The following is a 16310-nucleotide window of genomic DNA, read 5'->3' as shown; positions in this document are numbered from 1 at the left end:
CCGGATTCTGACCCCGGGGCGCCGGCGCGGTCAGCGCGCGAGCTGGCGGCGCAGCAGCTCGTTCTCGAAGGCGATGCCGACCTGCTCCGCCGCGACCTCCAGCAGCTCGACGTCGCGCAGCGGACGCTGCGTCGTGCCGTTGTCGGCGTAGACGGCGGCGATGACGCGTTCGCTGCCCGCCACCGGAAAGACGACGACCTGGTCGTTCGCCGGCGCGCCGAGAATCGCCTCGAGAGCGGCCGGCAGCTGGGCGTTCTGAAAGGTCGCGGTGCGCACCTGGGAGGTGGCGAGCGCCTCCTGCAGCAGCCCGCCCGGCACGATCTCGAGGCGACGGACGGCGTTCGCCAACGGGCTGCCGTTGCGGGCGAAGCCGAAGGCGCCGAGCGGCGCGAGCCGGTCGCGCTTGACCAGGAAGATCACGGCACGCTCGTAAGATTCCGAGACCAGCTGCATGAGATTGAGCGCTACCGTGGCGCTGGCGAGCCCCGATTTCAGGTCGCCGAAGACCCGCTGCAGGCGCCGCAACCCCGGCTCGCCCCGGCCTTCGCTGCCTTCGCGGCGGGCCGTCGGAGTATCGAGCAGATTGGCCAGGCAGGCGCTCACGGTTTCGAGCTCGGCCGGAACGGCGGCGACCGCGCCGTGGCGGTAGGCGATCTGCATGGTGGAGTTCGAGTCGACCAGTACGACGAGCCGCGCCTCGGGCCGAGCCTCCCGGACCGTCCCCAGGAGCTCGGCATCGAGAGCCTCGGCCCGGGCGTCGATGAGCAGGATGTCGGAGTCCTCTTCCTCCGGAGCGTCGGCGGCCCGGGCGAGTGTTACCCGGCGCAGGGTGGCGCGGCCGCCGACGGCGAGCCGCAGCTGCCGGATGAACTCTCGATCCGGCGACAGAACCCGGATGACGGGGCCGGCGAAGGTCCCGACCTCTTCGTCGATGAGGCCATCGAAGGCGTCGTCCGACGCCTCGCCGAGCGTCCGCGCGACACCGAGGCGGTCGCGCTCGTCGAAGATCCGCGCCGCTTCGAGCAGGACGACGTTCGAGGCGAGTCCGCCCGCGGGGTCGAGGTCGAAGTCCTCCGTGCCGATCTCGTCGATCGGCTTGATCTCGTCGAGGGCGAAATCGAAACTGCCGCGCTCCCACCGGAAGACCTGTTCGACCGCGAGCTCGAGCTGCAGCCGGACGACGCTCTCGAGCTCCTCGCGGCGCAACAGGCCGCCTTCGACGAGCAGACGGCCGAGCGACCGGCGGCTCGCGCCGTCGGACTGTCGCGCCATCGCCCCCGCGAGGGCGGCGGCATCGAGGAAGCCCCGCTGCACGAGCAGCTCGCCCAGGCGTGGCGCGCCGGGAGCCCGCGCCGCGACCAGCGCCCCCTCCTTGAAGCCGAAACGGGCGTGCTCGCCGTCGCGCTCGAGCTCGAGCGTCCCGGTGCGCTTGCCGAGATGGATGAACTGCAGGACATCGCCGACCGCGACGTCCTCGAGGCTGCCGGAGATCGACATCGACCCCCCACTCTACACCCCGCGTAGACTAGGCGTGGAGATCCGGGCCACGCCGGACCAACCTTTGGACGGCTCGCCACGTAGGAGAGAGAGAATGAAGTTGATCGGAATGCGGGATTCGGGACTGGCCCTGGCGCTTCTCGCCGGACTGCCGCTGCTCGGCGCCGCAGCCCTTCCAGCCGAAGCAGCTCGTGAGGCCGGCGCGATGTCGGGGGCCACCGGACCCTGGGTCGCGAACGGGCAGGCGCGCGCGCGGCTGATCGCGGCGGGTATTGGGCCGACTGGAGCGACTGGAGCGACTCGAGCCACTGGAGCCGCTGGCACCGGCGCGGGAGATCCCGTCGGAGAGATCGAGCTCGGGCTCGAGTTCGAGCTCGAGCCCGGCTGGCACGTCTACTGGAAGAACAGCGGCGACGCCGGCTACCCGCCGCGCCTCGACCTCTCGGGGACGCCCGCGCTCGCCGGCGCCCAGCTCCTCTTCCCCGCGCCGCAGCGCTACGACCTGCCGGGCGGCCTCGTGAGCTTCGGCTACGAAGGGCACGTGATCTACCCGCTCTCGGCCGGACTCCCGGTCCTCTCCGGCGAGAGTCTGCCACCGGTCTCGGCGCGGCTCGACTATCTCGTCTGCCGCGCGGAGTGCATCCCCCACACCGCCGACCTCACGCTCGATCTCGAGTCCGTCCGCCAGGGTACCGGGGCCGAGGCGCTCGCCACCGCCGCGCGACTCACGGCGGCCCGTGAGGCCCTGCCGCGCGAGCCGGGGGCGGTCGCCGGAGCGCCGCAGGTGAGCGTCCGGGTGGAGCCGGGCCCGGCCTCGTCGCTCGTTCTCGTCTTCGCGACGAGCGGCGGTTCGCTGCGCGCCGCTCGCCCGGACCTCTTCTTCGAAGTCCATCCGTTTTTCGCGCTCGAGCGCCCGGAGATCTCGAGCTCGGACGACGGGCTCCTCTTCCGGGTCACGTTCCGACCGCTCGACGAGACCCAGCCGATGCCGGCGACGACGACCTTCGCCTGGACGCTGACCGGCCTCGAGCGCGCCCCCGGAACGGGCGACGTCGAGACCGGACAAAGGCCCTCTGCGGTGGCGCTCGCGGGATCGGCGAGCGTGAAGATCCCGCACCTGCGCACCTCGGAATCGCTACCCTCGTCGGGTCTACGCCCCGGGCTCGTGCTCCCCTTGCTCGTCGCCGGGCTCATTCTCGTCTTCTTCCTGATCCACCGTTCGCGCCAACGCCGCTCCTGAAGTCCGACGCCCCAGTTCACCTTCGACGGAGGCCCGCATGAGATCGTTTCCCCGAATCACCCGCAGGTTCAACTTCAAAGTGTCGCCCGGGGTCGCCCTGGCAGTCGTCGCTGCGGCCGCAGCCATCGCCGCCCTGGCCCTGCCGCAAGCGGCGTGGGCGGTGCTCGCGGTCGGCCAGCCGGCTCCCGCCTTCGAGCTTCAGGACCTGGACGGCAAGACCGTCTCGCTCGCCGCCTTCCGCGGCAAGACGGTGGTCCTCGAATGGATCAACCCGAACTGTCCGGTGTCGCGCGACTACGCGGAGCGCAACGTCATGTCGACGACCGCTGCGGCGCATCCGGAAGTGGTCTGGCTGGCGATCAACAGCACCAACCGGACGCACGGCGATTTCGTCGCGCCGACGGCGCACAAGGCGTACAACCAGAAGAACGGCATCGCCTATCCGGTGCTCTACGACTCCTCGGGCGACACCGGGCGCGCCTACGAAGCCAAGACGACGCCGCACATGTTCGTCATCGACGGCGGCGGCAAGCTGGTCTACAACGGCGCGATCGACAGCCGGTCGGAGACCGCGAACGTCAACTATGTCGATGCCGCCCTCACCGCCCTCGCCGCCGGCAAGAGTCCCGATCCCTCGACCACCAAGCCGGTCGGCTGCTCGGTCAAGTACTGAGGCGGTCGTCGCAGGCTGACCGGGGCCTGGCGAGGGCTGTCCCGCTCCAGGCCGGTCAGTCGAGCGGCGGCATTTCGGTGCCGTAGACGTACTTCTCGAAGAACGGCTGCCAGTCGGTCTCGGTCATCTGGCGCAGGATCGCCGGCAGCGTTCGGGTCTCGATCGGCTTGTAGGTGAAGTTGCGCACCAGGGCGCGCAGGAAACTGAAAAACTGCGGGTCACCCTTCTCGGCGCCGCCCTTCATGCGCGCGAACTCGCGACGAATGGCGTGCAGGACGAGGGGACCCTTGGCGTAGAGGAGGTTCTGCCGGTCCATCCCGTCGGCGACGTCTTCGAAGGCGAGCTCGCCGGCGAGAAAGATGCTCGCGCCCGGCTTGAGCGTCCCGGCGCCGTTCTTCCACTCACGCAGCGCGAGGTCGAAGCGCCGCTGCCCCTCCTTGGCGTTGGGGCTGGTGCGCTGGATGCAGGTCGCCGAGACGTAGTCGGCGATGCTCTCGGAGAGCCAACCGTCCTGGTTGCTCGCCAACTGGACGATGTGCGGGAAGAAGCCGTGCGCGACCTCGTGCGCGAAGCGCTCGTTGATGCCGCGCGAGGTCGCGGCGTTGAGGAACGCCTCGTCCTCGTCGCCAGCGGTGGCGCGCGCCGTGGTGGCGTTGTTGAACGCCTCCTTGGTGATGTAGATGACCCCGGCCGGTGCGACGCCGTAGCCCCAGTCGTTGATCTCCAGAATGTCGAGCTCGCGGAACGGGTAGGGCACGCCGAACCAGGTCTCGTAGCAACTCTTGGCGGCAAAGAAGTTCTTGGCGAGGCGCCGGGCGGCGGCCTCCTTGGGCCGGGCGTACGTGGAGACGACGGCCTTGTAGCCATCCTGCTCCTCGGTCACCGACTGATACTTCCCGGCGAGAACGACCGGGTAACGGAACGCCCCCGCGAGCCGCGAGCGGAGCCAGTTCGTGCTGTCGGTCGAGCCGGTCTCCTGGGTCTCGCCGGAGGCGAACGGAACGAGCGGCTTCGGGACCTCGACCCGGATGTCGAAGGCGGCGTAGTCCCTCGCACCGTCGCCGGGGGCCGGCGAGATCTGCCCCATGCCGAGGTCGAAGTAGTTGTCGCCGCCCGGTCGCTGGGCGAACTCGCCCTCGATCACCGTCTCGACGAGAACCGACTCGCCTTTGGCGAGAGGGCGCGGGAGGGCGACGAGCAGGTCGCCGCGATAGAAGCGGTGCGGGGCGGGCTGGGAATCGACCAGGACCCGGTTGAGGCGAACAGCGTGAATGCGGTCGTCCTTGTCGTAGACGTACTCGTCGATGCCGAACGACAACAGACGTAGCGCCGCGCTCGCCGAGACGACCTTGCTGCGCGCGGTGACGCTCACGTGCGTGCCGGCATCATTGACGATCTCCGAGCTCACCTCCGGCACCGAGAAGGGAGGCTCGACCAGATCCCACCAGTTTCTCCCCGCGGACGGCTGGGTGACCAGACGCCGCTGCCGCAGCCGGCCGGACAGATCGCCGTACGGCGCCGGCAGGGATTCGAGCTCGGTCAGGCTCTCGATCCGGGCATTGGGGCGCGGATCCGCATCGAGCGCGAAAACACCCTTGTCGCTGCGCAACAGAGCGTGGACGTAGCCCTTGCCGCCATTCGCGCGGACGAGCGAGAGATCGCGCGCCGGGTTTCCGGAGAGGAGCTTCTCGAGCACCGAGGTCGCCCAGGGGGAGAACGGAATCGGCAGCTTCTCGCCCTCGGCCGGCGGGTTCGTCGACAGGAGATCCCAGCTCCAGACGACCGCCTCCTCGAGGTTCAGCTCGACCTGCAGGACACCCCCCGCGCGCGTCGCGACGAGACTGGAGGCCGACTTCAGGTTGCGCGCTGCGACCGGATCGGAGAAACGGTCCGGAATGCGATAGGTGAACGCCGCCGGCCCCTTGATCCAGAACCCGCACGCCACTCCGTCCGCACCGAGCAGATAGACCTTGGCCCCGGGCTGGACACGGAGCTCGCCGTGGCCCAGTGCGAGCGTCGCGCCGAGCGGGATCTCACGCACGACGGCGGGCTGCTCGATCGCCGCGCCGAGCGCGGAAGGATCGAGTGCGGGTGCCGCCGGCTCGGCGACGAGGGCGGCAGCGGGCAGGACCAGAGCGGCGAGACCGCTGAGAATTCGATGGGTCATCGGAACTCCTGACTGCGAGGGCTGCGCACCGACTCTAGCCGATCGTCGAGGGGCTTCCCGCACGGAGGCTTTCGGGGTCTAGAACGGGCCGCCCATCTCGCGGATCGTCATCTTCTTCTTGACGCCGAGGCCGACGCCGTCACCCAGCGGCAGCAGGACGGTCGAGAGCTGCGGGTGAATCATGAAGTAGGGGTTGAAGCGCTCGATCTCGCGGGCGTCGGTGTCGCCCTCGGTGAGCAGCTTCGGGTCGGCGATCGAGCCGTGCCAGAGGAGATTGTCCACGACGACGTAGCCGCCGATCGCGAGCAGCGGCAGCGTCAGGTCGAGGCAGCGCCGGTAGTCGCGCTTGTCGCCGTCGATGTAGACCAGGTCGAACGGTCCGCGCACCCCGCGCAGGACCTCCAGAGCCTCGCCCTCGAGCAGCTCGACCCGCGACAGCACCCCGCCGGTCTCGAGGTACTGGCGAGCGACGGCAATTCGCGCCGGATCGCGTTCGATCGTGACGACCTTGCCTTCGCGGGCGCCGCGCGCCAGACGCAGCGTCCCGTAGCCGATCGCCGCCCCGATCTCCAGAATGCGTCCGGCGGGGCGGCTCCCGGCAAGAGCCTCGAGCAGGCGCCCGAGGTCCGGCAGGGCGATCGGAATGTCGTTCTCGGCGGCGTACTTCTCCATCTCCGCGACGAGCGCATCGCGGAACGGGCGCAGCGTCTCGAGATATTTTGCCTGCGCCGGGCGCAGGATCGGCGAGGGCGCGCGCCGTGTCTTCGCGGGACGGTCCTTGGCAGTCATCGGGGGGTCACTCGGGATCGTTCCGGCTCGGCGCGGCCTCATCGGAGACTCCGGCCCGCCAGGCCAGGAGCTCGATGCTGACCGACCGCGACTCGGACTGGTCCCCCGTGCGCACGAGGAAGTTGGGCTCGATCCGGATGTCGCATTCGACCGGCTGAACGGTCGCCGGCACCGGAATGAGGAGCTCGACAGCGGCGCCGTCGGCCCCCGGCTCGCCCGGCAACTCCGCCTGGAAGTCGCCGCAGGAGGAGCGCAGCCGGATCTTGGAGGTCGACTCGTCGGAAGTACGTTCGAGCCTGCCACTCGCCGGGACTGGCAGGCCGAGACGCAGCAGAATCTCTCCCGGCCCCTGCAACGGACCGATCTGGAACGTCCCGGGCCCGGCGCCCGCCAGCGGCCGGCGGGCGACGATCTGGCGGTCCCGCCCGGGCTCGACCGGCAGCCAGCTCGGCGAGAAGCGGATCGCGGGTACCGACGGCGAGGACTCCGGCACATCGACGGTCGCGACGGCGTATTCGAGCCGGGCGATCTCGACGCTCGAGCCCTGCAACGGGAAACGGCCGCCGGCGCCGTCGTGCAGCCCCGCCGTGAGCGTGTAACGCCCGGGAGCCAGCGGCTCCGCGACCGCCGACTGGTGGATGCGGACGCGGTAGGCGATCTCCTGGCCCTTGCGGAACTCGCCGGGAAGCCGATGGTCGAAAGTACGCAGGACCGAGCCCGGCTCGTCCACCAGGTGAAGGAAGACCTGCGGCGCGACACCCGCCTCGAGGTCCGTCAGCGGGACGATCCGCAACCCGAGCTCGACGAAAGAGCCCAGCTCGAGCTCCAGCGCGGCGGGCGTCACCGTGAGCTCGGCCACCGGTTCGCCGGCGCCGCGACAGGCCGAAAGAGCGAGACACGGAAGGAGTAGCAGGCTCCGGAGAAGGGCGCGCATCACGACCCGCTCTCGCCGTCGGGATAGTAGGTGGCGCTGCAGTTCGGGCCCTCCCAGACGGTCGCCGAGCGAATTCGCGCCGTCGGCAGCCGCTGCTGCATCTGCTCGCAAAACCAGGTGGCCAGGGCCTCGGTCGTCGGGCTCAGCGAGTCGAAGGGCGGCACGGTATTGATGTCTCGGTGGTCGAAGCGCGCGGCGAGCTCCATCAGCGCGCCGCGCGCGGCGACGAAATCGAACGCCATCCCCTCGCTGTCGAGCCCGGACGCGACGATTTCGATCGAGACCCGCCAGCTGTGGCCGTGCGACGGCTCTTTCCCGCCGCGATAGGAGAGCAGGTGGTGCGCCGCTTCGAAGGCGGCGTGGACGTCGAGGCGATAGCGGGCCACCCGTAAATCGTAGTCGGTCGGACCCATCCCTGCAATCCTGGCGACCCCGGAGACCCCGGTCGATCGAAGCCCTGCCTGTGACGTGCGCAGCCCTCGCCCGCTCGCCTCGGGCCTCTGCAGCCGGCCTGCGCGCTGAATGGGCGCTGTTAGACTTCGTCCTCGATCCCCATGGCGACGACGATCGTACTCGTGCTGCTGGTCTTCATGCTCGTCGCATCGGCGTTCGAGTGGCTGGCGGTCGACGTCGTCGCGCTCACTCTGCTGGCGGCCCTCCTCGTCACCGGCCAGGTCAGCCTCACGGAAGGGATCTCGGGCTTCTCCGACACGGCGGTGATCACCGTGCTGTTCATGATGATCCTCTCCGAGGCGGTCACCGACAGCGGCCTGATCGCACAGGTCGGGCATCGCATCAGCCGCCTGGCCGGCGGCTCGTGGGGGCGGTCGGTTGCGCTGCTGCTCGTCGTCTGCGGCGCCCTCTCGATGTTCATCAACAACACGGCGGCGGTGGCGATGTTCCTGCCGGTGGCGATCCAGATCGCCAAGCAGCACCGCAAGGGGCCCTCGAAGCTCCTCCTGCCACTCAATTACGCCGCGGTGATCGGCGGCACCTGCACGCTCGTCGGAACCTCCACCAACATCCTGGTGTCGTCGCTCGCCGAGGCCCGCGGGCTGCCGGCGATCGGCATGTTCGAGCTCTTCCCGATGGGCATCGTCCTCTTCGGCTGCGGCATGCTCTACAACGCCCTGCTCGTACGCTACCTCCCCGAGCGCGGCGACGCCACGAGCCTGACCTCCAAGTACCAGCTCACGACTTTCCTCACCGAGGTGAAGGTACCGGCGGCCTCGCGGCTGGTCGGACGTACGGTGGTCGACGAGGAGATCAGCGATCGCTACCACCTGAACGTGCTCGAGATTCTCCGCGGCACGAAGAAGATCGCCTTCGATCTGCGCAACACCCCGCTCGCGCCCGAAGACATCCTCATCGTCCGCGGCACCATGGCCGACATCGTGCAGTTCAAGGAGCAGCAGCAGCTCCTGCTGCTCTCGGACATCAAGCTCTCGGACGCCAACCTCTCCGACGAGGACAACGTCCTCGCCGAGATGCAGCTCTCGCCGTCGTCGACGCTCGAGGGCACTTCGCTCCGCGAGATCGACTTCCGGCGGCGATTCGGCGCCTTCGTCCTCGCGCTCTCGCGCACCGGCGAGCTGATCCGCGAGAAACTATCGCTCATTCCGCTCAAGCGCTGGGACACGCTGCTCGTCTTCGGCCCCCGGAGGAGCGTCGAGCAGCTCTACAAGCTCGACGACTTCCTGCCGCTCCAGGAGGTCGACCTGCGGCTGCGACTGCATTCGCGCTGGTGGCTTCACGCCGCGGCGCTCGTCGGGACGATCGTCGCCGCTACCTTCTTCGACGTGCCACTTCTCAAAGCGGCCCTCGTGGCGATCGTCGCTCTCCTTGTGACCCGGGTGGTGCGCATCCAGCGCGTCTATCGTTCGGTCAACTGGTCGGTCTACTTCCTGCTCGCGGCGACTCTGCCGCTGGGCATCGCCGTGGAGCGGGCCGGCCTCGCGAGGGAGCTCGGGGAGTGGATCGCGGTCCGGGGCGGCGACCTGGGCCCCTGGGCAGCCCTGGCCCTTCTCTACTTCGTGACGATGGTGCTCACGGAAGTCCTCTCGAACGCCTCGACCGCGGTGCTGATGGTACCGGTGGCGCTCGCCACGTCGACCGCGCTCGGCGTCGACAGCCGGCCATTCCTCATGGCCGTCGCCTTCGCGGCCTCGAACGGCTTCGTCACCCCCATCGGATACCAGACGAACGCCATGATCTACGGCGCCGGCAACTATCGCTACAAGGACTTCCTCGTCGCCGGCATTCCGCTGAACCTGCTGTTCTGGGTCCTCGCGAGCCTACTGCTGCCGGTGATCTGGCCGTTCAGCGGCTGAGAGTCTCGCAGCCGACGGGAGCGGTCGGCGGGGTCGCGGGGCGCTGCGGGTTCCGTGCCGGTTTCGGCGGCGCCGGGCGGCGCTCGTCGACCACCAGATGAAGGAGTGCGAGCACCGGGTGACGCAGGAGCATGCGCGGCCCGGCGAAGATCATCACTTCGCGTACCCGCTGGCGCATCTCGGGGCGGTAGCAGTGCACCTGGCAGTTGTTGCAGGTCGGCTTCTTCTCCCCGAATGGGCAGCGCAGGAGTCGCTGTTCGGCGTAGGCGCGCAGCTCCGCGCAGTCCGGGCAGAGCGCTCTTCGGCCGCCCGCCGCGCGCTCGTGATCGCGGCCGCGGCAGGCGATCGCGATCATCGCGTCGAGGGTGCGCCACTCGCGGCGCAGGCGTCCCTCCTCGAGCCGGTTCATGCGGCCTCCGCCGGGATGCCAGAGCGCCGCCCGACTGCTCTGCGGCTCTGCCACAGGCCGGCGGCGAGAGCCGAGAACGCCGTCACCAGCGCCACCGCTCCGAGAATCACCACCAGACGATGCCAGGGCTGACCCAAGGAACGCCGCTGCTCGAGGATGACGAGGAGGGTCCGCAACCACTCGACGGCGCCGAGAAGCAGCAGCCCCTGCAGCATGCGCAGTGCAGTGTCGGAACGGGGCATGAGGAGGAGCGGCAGCGCGACGGCCACGAGCGCGAGCGGGAGAAGACCGCCGCGCAGGAGGTGCGCGCCCAGGGTCAGCGCGGAGAGGACGATCGGAAGGAGCAGGAGGTGCCTCATGACCGGTATTGGATCAGCAGCCGCGCCGGGTTCGTATGACGCCGGTCAGGGTCCGGCGGGCTCCTCGCGCCTCAGACCCGGGATTCGGCCGGCACCAGGAGCTGCTCGACGCGCGCCACGACCATCTCGAGGGCGACGCGGTTCTCGCCGCCTTCCGGCACGATCACGTCGGCGTAGCGCTTGGAGGGCTCGACGAACTCGAGGTGCATCGGGCGCACGGTGCCCATGTACTGGCGCAGGACGTCCCCGACCGCCCGACCGCGCTCGGTGAGGTCGCGCCGGATGCGACGCACGAGACGGACGTCGGAATCGGTGTCGACGAAGACCTTGAAGTCGAGCAGCGCCCGGATCTCCGGTTCGGCGAAGAGCAGGATCCCCTCCACCAGCACGACCGGCCGCGGCTCGATCCGCCGCGACACCGCCGTGCGGCGATGGCTCACGAAGTCGTAGACCGGGAGCTCGACCGCGCAGCCGGCCTTCAGGGCGCGCAGGTGCTCCACGAAGAGCGGCGTGTCGATGGCGTCCGGGTGATCGAAGTTGTACGCCAGGAGCTGCTCTGGGCTCTCCCAGTCGACGTCGCGGTAGTAGTTGTCCTGGGCGAGGAAAGCGATCCTGTCCGGCCGGACCGCTTCGAGGATCTCTCGCGCCACCGTGGTCTTGCCCGAACCGGTCCCGCCGGCGACTCCGAGGATCATCGCGCTCATGACACCGGATCCTATCCAACGACGGGCCGATCCCGGCTCAATCCTCCGATTCGTTCGTCGCGCCGTCCTCCGCTTCGCGGATCGTCTGCTGCTGCTCGTCCACGAGCTCGCCGGCCGCCTGCGCCTTCTGGTCGGCGGTCATGTCGCTTTCCTGGATCTCCCTGAAGCGCTCCTCGTAGCCTGCGGCCTTCTCGTCGAGCTCGCGCGCGGCGTCCGAGCCAGTCGAGCCATTCGAGCTGCCAGCCGGGCCCGGGCTTTCGGACTCCGAAGGAGCCTCGCGCTCGCCGGATTTCGCCGCCGGCTTGGCGCAGCCGCCCGCTGTGCCGAGTGCCAGGGTGAGAGCGAAGCTCGAGAGCAGGACGACGGCCAGGCCGGGCACGGGCGGTTTCATGACGACCTCCGGAGATGCGGGCTCGATTCGTGAGCGCCGACTCTACCGCTGACAGCGCGGACAGTAGAAGGTGCTCCTGCCGGCCTGGACGAGGCGCCGCAGGGAGGCACCACAGGCCGGACAGGCCTCCCCCGCGCGGCCGTAGACGGCGAGCGATTCCTGGAACTCGCCCTCGCGCCCGGCACCGTCGCGGAAGTCGTTGAGCGTCGTGCCGCCCTCGGTGATCGCCTGTTCGAGAGTCGCGACGACGGCGTCCGCCAGCCTCTGCCAGCGCTCCGCCCCGATCCGGGCGACCGACCGGGCGGGATGGATACCGGCGCGGTAGAGCGCCTCGGTGGCGTAGATGTTGCCGACTCCGACCAGGAGGCGCCCGTCCATCAGAAAGCTCTTGACCGGCCCGCGGCGCCCCCGCGCCAGCTCGGAGAGCTGGATACCGGTGAGCGCCGGAGCGAGCGGTTCCGCCCCGAGGTGGCGGAAGTGGCGATCCAGCTCGATCTCCCGGGTCGGCGCGACGAAGGCGAGGCCGAAGCGACGCGGATCCCGCAGCCGCAGTCGCTCTGCGTCGTCGAGGCGCAGGCTCAGGTGCTCGTGCGCCTCGCGCTCGGCCGACGCCGGGGCGAGCGTCAGACGGCCGCTCATGCCCAGATGGATGACCAGCGTCGCCCCGCGCTCGACTTCGAGCAGGAGGTATTTGCTCCGCCGGGACAGGCGCACGATCCGCCGTCCGGCGAGGCTCTCGAGAGAGCTCCGGTCGAGCGGCTCGCGCAGGGCCGGCGAATGGACCCTGACTTCGAGCACCCGGCGGCCGACCAGGCGGGGCTCGAGGCTGCGTTTCAGGACCTCGATCTCGGGCAGCTCGGGCATGGCCGCATTCTGCCAACTTGACAAACTTTCCGGGATGGCGTAAAAAAGGCGTAAATGTACCAGGAAGCCACCCTCCCGCTCTTTCCCATGCTCCCCGCGGCAGGACGCCCGGCACCGGATGCCGAGGCACTGCGCCGCCGTGCCGGGGTCGATTACTTCGACCTCCTGGTGCGCGAGATCCTCAACAAGTCGGAGTCCAGTCTTCTCCCCTTCGACTGGACGATCAATCCCTACCGGGGCTGCGAGTTCGGTTGCGTCTACTGCTACGCCCGCTCGACCCACGGCTTTTTCGAGTCGACCAGCCCGGACGACTTCGAGAGCCGGATCTTCGTCAAGCGAAACGCCGCCGAGCGACTCACCCAGCGGCTGCGCAAGCGCGACCTGCGGGGACAGACGATCGCCATCGGCACGGCGACCGATCCCTACCAGCCAGCGGAGAAGCACTTCGGCGTGACCAGGTCGCTGCTCGAGGTCTTCTCCGGGGTCGAGGGGCTCAACCTCTCGATCACCACCAAGTCGCCCCTGATCCTGAAGGACCTCGACCTGCTGGCGGAGCTCGACCGCCGCCACGCGATCGAGATTCACCTGTCGATCACCACCCTCGATCGCGAGCTGGCGAAGAAGCTCGATCCGGCGGCGCCCGACCCGCAGGCCCGCCTGCGCGCCGTCGAGCGCCTGGCCGAGGCGGGCATCGCGGTGACCGTCAACTGCATGCCGGTGATGCCCGGGATCAACGACAGCGAGTACGAGCTCGAGCCGCTCTTCGAGGCCGCGGCGGCGGCCGGCGCGGTCGACGTCCACCAGCAGGCGCTCTCGCTCAAGCCGGCGAGCCGCGCCAAGTTCTTCCCCTGGCTGAAGGCGGAGTTCCCTCACCTTCTGGGGATGTACCAGCGCCTCTACGCGAAGAGCGATTACCTCGAGGGCAGCGCCAAAGAGCAGCTGCTGGTGAACTTCCGCCGCCTGCGGACCCAGTACGGCTTCCCCCGCGCCCAGGCGGCGCGCGCCTGAGGTCGATTAGAATGGCGATCCAGCCCATGGTTGCCCAGAGAAGTCTCTTGCCCAAGCCAGCAGTCAAGCCGATCGCGAAAGGATCAGCCGCTGGAATGAAGGTCGCGGGGCTGTTCGCCGGGATCGGTGGCATCGAACTCGGAATGCACCGTGCGGGCCATTCGACGGCACTTCTCTGTGAGATCGAACCCGGCGCCCAGGAGGTCCTGAAGGTGCGGTTCGAAGGAGTCCAACTCGAGCCCGATGTCACCACCATTGCTTCCCTGCCGAGGAGTGTCGACCTCCTGACCGCTGGTTTCCCTTGTCAGGACCTCAGCCAAGCCGGCCGCACTCTCGGAATCGAAGGTGAGCGTTCGGGCCTCGTGGGCGAAGTGTTCCGCCTGCTCAGAAAACGCCGCACGCCCTGGGTCCTGCTGGAGAATGTCTCCTTCATGCTCCAGCTCCAGAGGGGGCGCGCTCTGGAGAAGATCGTCGCATCCCTCGAGGAACTCGGGTACTCCTGGGCCTATCGAGTCGTCGATTCCAGATTCACGGGAATTCCTCAACGGAGAGAGCGTGTCTATATCCTCGCATCGCTCGAGGGAGATCCCCGTTCGGTGCTGTTGTCCGAGGATTCCGGCCCTCCGATGGACTTGGAGCGGACGGACTGGTGGGAGGCTCCCTGTGGCTTCTACTGGACAGAAGGGCTCAGGGGGCTGGGATGGGCCTTCAACTCCGTTCCGACGCTCAAGGGGGGCTCGACTGTCGGGATCCCCTCACCGCCGGCCATCATTTTTCCCAACGGTTCTCTCGCGAAGCCGGATATTCGCGACCTCGAGCGTCTTCAGGGGTTCGAGCCGGGGTGGACCTCGCCTGCTGAGCGTGTCGCCCGACCCGGACACAGGTGGAAGCTGGTCGGCAATGCCGTCACCGTGGACGTTGCCAACTGGATTGGCCGAAGGCTGAAGACTCCTTTGCCTTACGACGATTCAGTCGATCAGGAATTGACTCCTGGCGCCCCATGGCCGAAGTCCGCATGGGGAATCGGAGGCGAGCGCTTCCGCTCGGGAGCCTCAGCTTGGCCAGAACCTTCGAAGAGCCCCGATCTCTCGAAATTCCTTCAGTTCCCGACCTCGCCGCTGTCGGTTCGTGCGGCGAGCGGCTTCATGGAGAGAGCAGGAAGAAGCTCGCTGCGCTTTCCCCCCAGATTCCTCGACGCAGTGAGGGACCACATTCGCGCTCTAGCTTGAGAGCCGCTAGTGACTGAGCGCCGCCCTGCCGCGACAGATGCTCGAGCTCTCGAGCGAATGAAGCGCCAGCGGCGAAGCGATACCGCTCCAGAGCTTGCCGTTCGCCGCGTGGTGTCTGCGGCCGGAGTGCGCTACCGCCTCAACAACTCGAAGCTACCGGGTTCTCCGGATCTCTCCAATCTGGCCCAAGGCTGGGCGATCTTCGTTCATGGCTGCTTCTGGCACGGTCATCGAAACTGCAAGCGCGCCACCGTTCCGAAGGGCAACCGCGCCTTTTGGATCGCGAAGATTGCCGCAAATAGGGCGCGCGATTCGAAAAAATGCCGCGAACTTCGGAAGAAGGGCCTGAAGGTTCTCACGGTCTGGGAATGTAAGACCCGGAACGCTGACCTGCTTGCTTCGCTTCTCAGGAGTGAAGGCGTTCTACCTTAGGGTCGGCTGACGCTCCATCGATCGACCGCTCAACTCGCCTCCGGACCTGCGTCAGGTGTTCCTGAAGCGAGCGTCGTATTCGTGGGCGACTCGCGCGATCATGCCTCTGTAGTTCAGCACATCTCCTACCTGCGGTGCGGGAGGAGTGGCCACAAGGCGAATGGGCGTGCCGTCGTTCCTGCACTCCACCATGAGAACGGCAAGCCCATCGAAGCCCTGTTGCTGATCGCCCGTTCTGCGAGGGAGTTCACGGACCTTCTCGAGAACCGACTCCGCGGCCTTCGGCTGATTGTGTTTGGACACTACAGACCGCCGCTTACCGCCCTTGTTCAAGTCCGGACTGACAAAGCTGTCGGCCAAATTCACCATGACGAGACCCACGGCGAGCGCGTTGGAGGAGTTGCCGAGTACAGTCGAAAAACTCGAGGTCAACTCGTCATACAACCTGGGCCTAGCTTTCGAATGCTCCGTCATCGCGGCTTTCGCTTCCAGGGCGACCATGACAGGTCCCACCACACCTTCGCTCAAGTCCGGGAGGCTCTCGACCCAATTTCTCTCACTGGCGGTGAGCACGAGCCCGTAGTCATCGGCGAGCGTCGCGAGCGAACGAGCAGTGGTCGGAGTGTCCTGGGCGGGCTTCCCGATCACCAAGTCCAGGTCCTTCTTTCGACCCGTTCTGAAGTCGCGCAGCTCGAGATTGACGCCCAGCACGATCTTTCCTTCCTGGGCGTGCTGGCGCATGAGCGCGCTCTCGCCGAGCAGGTCCACGGCGACGGTCCAACAGGCGACCTTGCTGTGATGATCGGACCTCGAGTGATACTGCCACTCTGAAGCCGATGCCCCTCTTGGCCTGGGCACGGACATCGTCCGAGTAATTACTTCAGGTCCGATCAAGCTGCCCTCGATTCTTGGGGCGACGTTCCACCGTTGAGGTCCCGTTCGGCGAAGAATACCCGATGAAGGAACGGACCTCCCGAAGTACTCCAGCGGGGGTGGACCGTCGATCGCTCTCGCGCCGAACCAGAGGACGTAGACTCTCGCGAGCCTCGAGGAGAAGACATGAGACTCCCGCCCGCCTCGGAATTCGCTCTGCTCGCCGCACTCCTGTTCCTGCTCACCGCCGAGCCAACTCACTCGCAGGCCGCACCTTCCGCGGGCGACGAGCGGCTCTACGCGGCAGCCATCGCGGCGGCGGATGCGAACTTGCGCCTCCACGACACCCAGGCCGCGAAGCGCTGGCTCGCGGAGGCGCCGGCGGCGCTGCGCGGCTTCGAATGGCGTTAC

At 68.2% G+C, this 16310-nt stretch carries 18 protein-coding genes; 7 read left to right on the top strand and 11 right to left on the bottom strand.

All coding sequences use genetic code 11. The features are described 5' to 3' along the window. Positions 1-30: 30 nt before the first annotated feature. A complete protein-coding gene (locus KBI44_12695; protein MBP9145336.1) occupies positions 31-1497 on the bottom strand; it encodes a DUF4388 domain-containing protein in 1467 nt (488 codons plus the stop codon). A 94-nt stretch (positions 1498-1591) separates the two neighbouring features. On the opposite strand from KBI44_12695, the gene KBI44_12690 reads away from it, so the two are divergent. Continuing rightward, positions 1592-2737 (top strand): hypothetical protein, encoded by a 1146-nt coding sequence (locus KBI44_12690; protein ID MBP9145335.1) that lies wholly within the window; start codon positions 1592-1594, stop codon positions 2735-2737. Positions 2738-2774: 37 nt separating this feature from the next. After that, entirely contained in the window at positions 2775-3410 is a 636-nt protein-coding gene (locus tag KBI44_12685) for a thioredoxin family protein (GenBank protein MBP9145334.1), read from the top strand. 55 nt (positions 3411-3465) lie between these two features. On the opposite strand, the gene KBI44_12680 is transcribed toward KBI44_12685, so the two are convergent. From KBI44_12680 to KBI44_12665, 4 genes are all read right to left on the bottom strand, one after another. Beyond that, a complete protein-coding gene (locus KBI44_12680) occupies positions 3466-5577 on the bottom strand; it encodes a hypothetical protein (GenBank protein MBP9145333.1) in 2112 nt (703 codons plus the stop codon). Positions 5578-5655: 78 nt separating this feature from the next. After that, positions 5656-6366: an O-methyltransferase gene (locus KBI44_12675; protein MBP9145332.1), complete on the bottom strand. Its 711-nt coding sequence runs from the start codon at positions 6364-6366 to the stop codon at positions 5656-5658. Positions 6367-6373: 7 nt separating this feature from the next. Continuing rightward, positions 6374-7300: a hypothetical protein gene (locus tag KBI44_12670; GenBank protein ID MBP9145331.1), complete on the bottom strand. Its 927-nt coding sequence runs from the start codon at positions 7298-7300 to the stop codon at positions 6374-6376. Beyond that, complete coding sequence (locus tag KBI44_12665) at positions 7300-7713, bottom strand: 6-carboxytetrahydropterin synthase (protein MBP9145330.1); 414 nt, start codon at positions 7711-7713, stop codon at positions 7300-7302. The genes KBI44_12670 and KBI44_12665 overlap by 1 nt, the downstream gene beginning before the upstream one ends. Positions 7714-7854: 141 nt before the next feature. Here KBI44_12665 and KBI44_12660 point away from each other — a divergent pair, with 141 nt between their 5' ends. Beyond that, the gene (locus KBI44_12660; protein MBP9145329.1) at positions 7855-9630 is read left to right on the top strand and encodes an SLC13 family permease; all 1776 of its coding nucleotides are present in this window, start codon (positions 7855-7857) and stop codon (positions 9628-9630) included. On the opposite strand, the gene KBI44_12655 is transcribed toward KBI44_12660, so the two are convergent. The 5 genes from KBI44_12655 to mutM all read right to left on the bottom strand — a co-directional run bounded on the left by KBI44_12655 (position 9620) and on the right by mutM (position 12357). Next, positions 9620-10039 (bottom strand): nitrous oxide-stimulated promoter family protein, encoded by a 420-nt coding sequence (locus KBI44_12655; GenBank protein ID MBP9145328.1) that lies wholly within the window; start codon positions 10037-10039, stop codon positions 9620-9622. The two genes, KBI44_12660 and KBI44_12655, sit on opposite strands and share 11 nt — an antisense overlap. Beyond that, positions 10036-10398 (bottom strand): hypothetical protein, encoded by a 363-nt coding sequence (locus KBI44_12650; GenBank protein MBP9145327.1) that lies wholly within the window; start codon positions 10396-10398, stop codon positions 10036-10038. Before KBI44_12650 ends, KBI44_12655 begins: the two co-directional genes overlap by 4 nt. Before the next feature lie 71 nt (positions 10399-10469). Then, entirely contained in the window at positions 10470-11102 is a 633-nt protein-coding gene (gene udk, locus KBI44_12645) for a uridine kinase (GenBank protein ID MBP9145326.1), read from the bottom strand. 37 nt (positions 11103-11139) lie between these two features. Then, positions 11140-11493, bottom strand: coding sequence for a hypothetical protein (locus KBI44_12640; protein ID MBP9145325.1), 354 nt, complete (start codon positions 11491-11493; stop codon positions 11140-11142). Between the two features lie 42 nt (positions 11494-11535). Continuing rightward, positions 11536-12357, bottom strand: coding sequence for a bifunctional DNA-formamidopyrimidine glycosylase/DNA-(apurinic or apyrimidinic site) lyase (gene mutM / locus KBI44_12635; protein MBP9145324.1), 822 nt, complete (start codon positions 12355-12357; stop codon positions 11536-11538). 54 nt (positions 12358-12411) lie between these two features. On the opposite strand from mutM, the gene KBI44_12630 reads away from it, so the two are divergent. The 3 genes from KBI44_12630 to vsr all read left to right on the top strand — a co-directional run bounded on the left by KBI44_12630 (position 12412) and on the right by vsr (position 15026). After that, a complete protein-coding gene (locus tag KBI44_12630) occupies positions 12412-13365 on the top strand; it encodes a radical SAM protein (protein ID MBP9145323.1) in 954 nt (317 codons plus the stop codon). Positions 13366-13460: 95 nt separating this feature from the next. Continuing rightward, complete coding sequence (gene dcm / locus KBI44_12625) at positions 13461-14594, top strand: DNA (cytosine-5-)-methyltransferase (protein ID MBP9145322.1); 1134 nt, start codon at positions 13461-13463, stop codon at positions 14592-14594. 57 nt (positions 14595-14651) lie between these two features. After that, positions 14652-15026, top strand: coding sequence for a DNA mismatch endonuclease Vsr (gene vsr / locus KBI44_12620; protein MBP9145321.1), 375 nt, complete (start codon positions 14652-14654; stop codon positions 15024-15026). 51 nt (positions 15027-15077) lie between these two features. Here vsr and KBI44_12615 read toward each other — a convergent pair whose 3' ends face one another. Next, on the bottom strand, positions 15078-15794 hold the full coding sequence (locus KBI44_12615) for a hypothetical protein (protein MBP9145320.1): 717 nt from the start codon (positions 15792-15794) through the stop codon (positions 15078-15080). 291 nt (positions 15795-16085) lie between these two features. Here KBI44_12615 and KBI44_12610 point away from each other — a divergent pair. Continuing rightward, positions 16086-16310, top strand: a 225-nt coding sequence (locus tag KBI44_12610) for a hypothetical protein (GenBank protein ID MBP9145319.1), incomplete at its 3' end; no start/stop codon positions are given.

Source organism: Thermoanaerobaculia bacterium (assembly GCA_018057705.1).
Lineage (GTDB): Bacteria > Acidobacteriota > Thermoanaerobaculia > Multivoradales > JAGPDF01 > JAGPDF01.
This window is presented reverse-complemented; position numbering and strand designations above follow the sequence as displayed.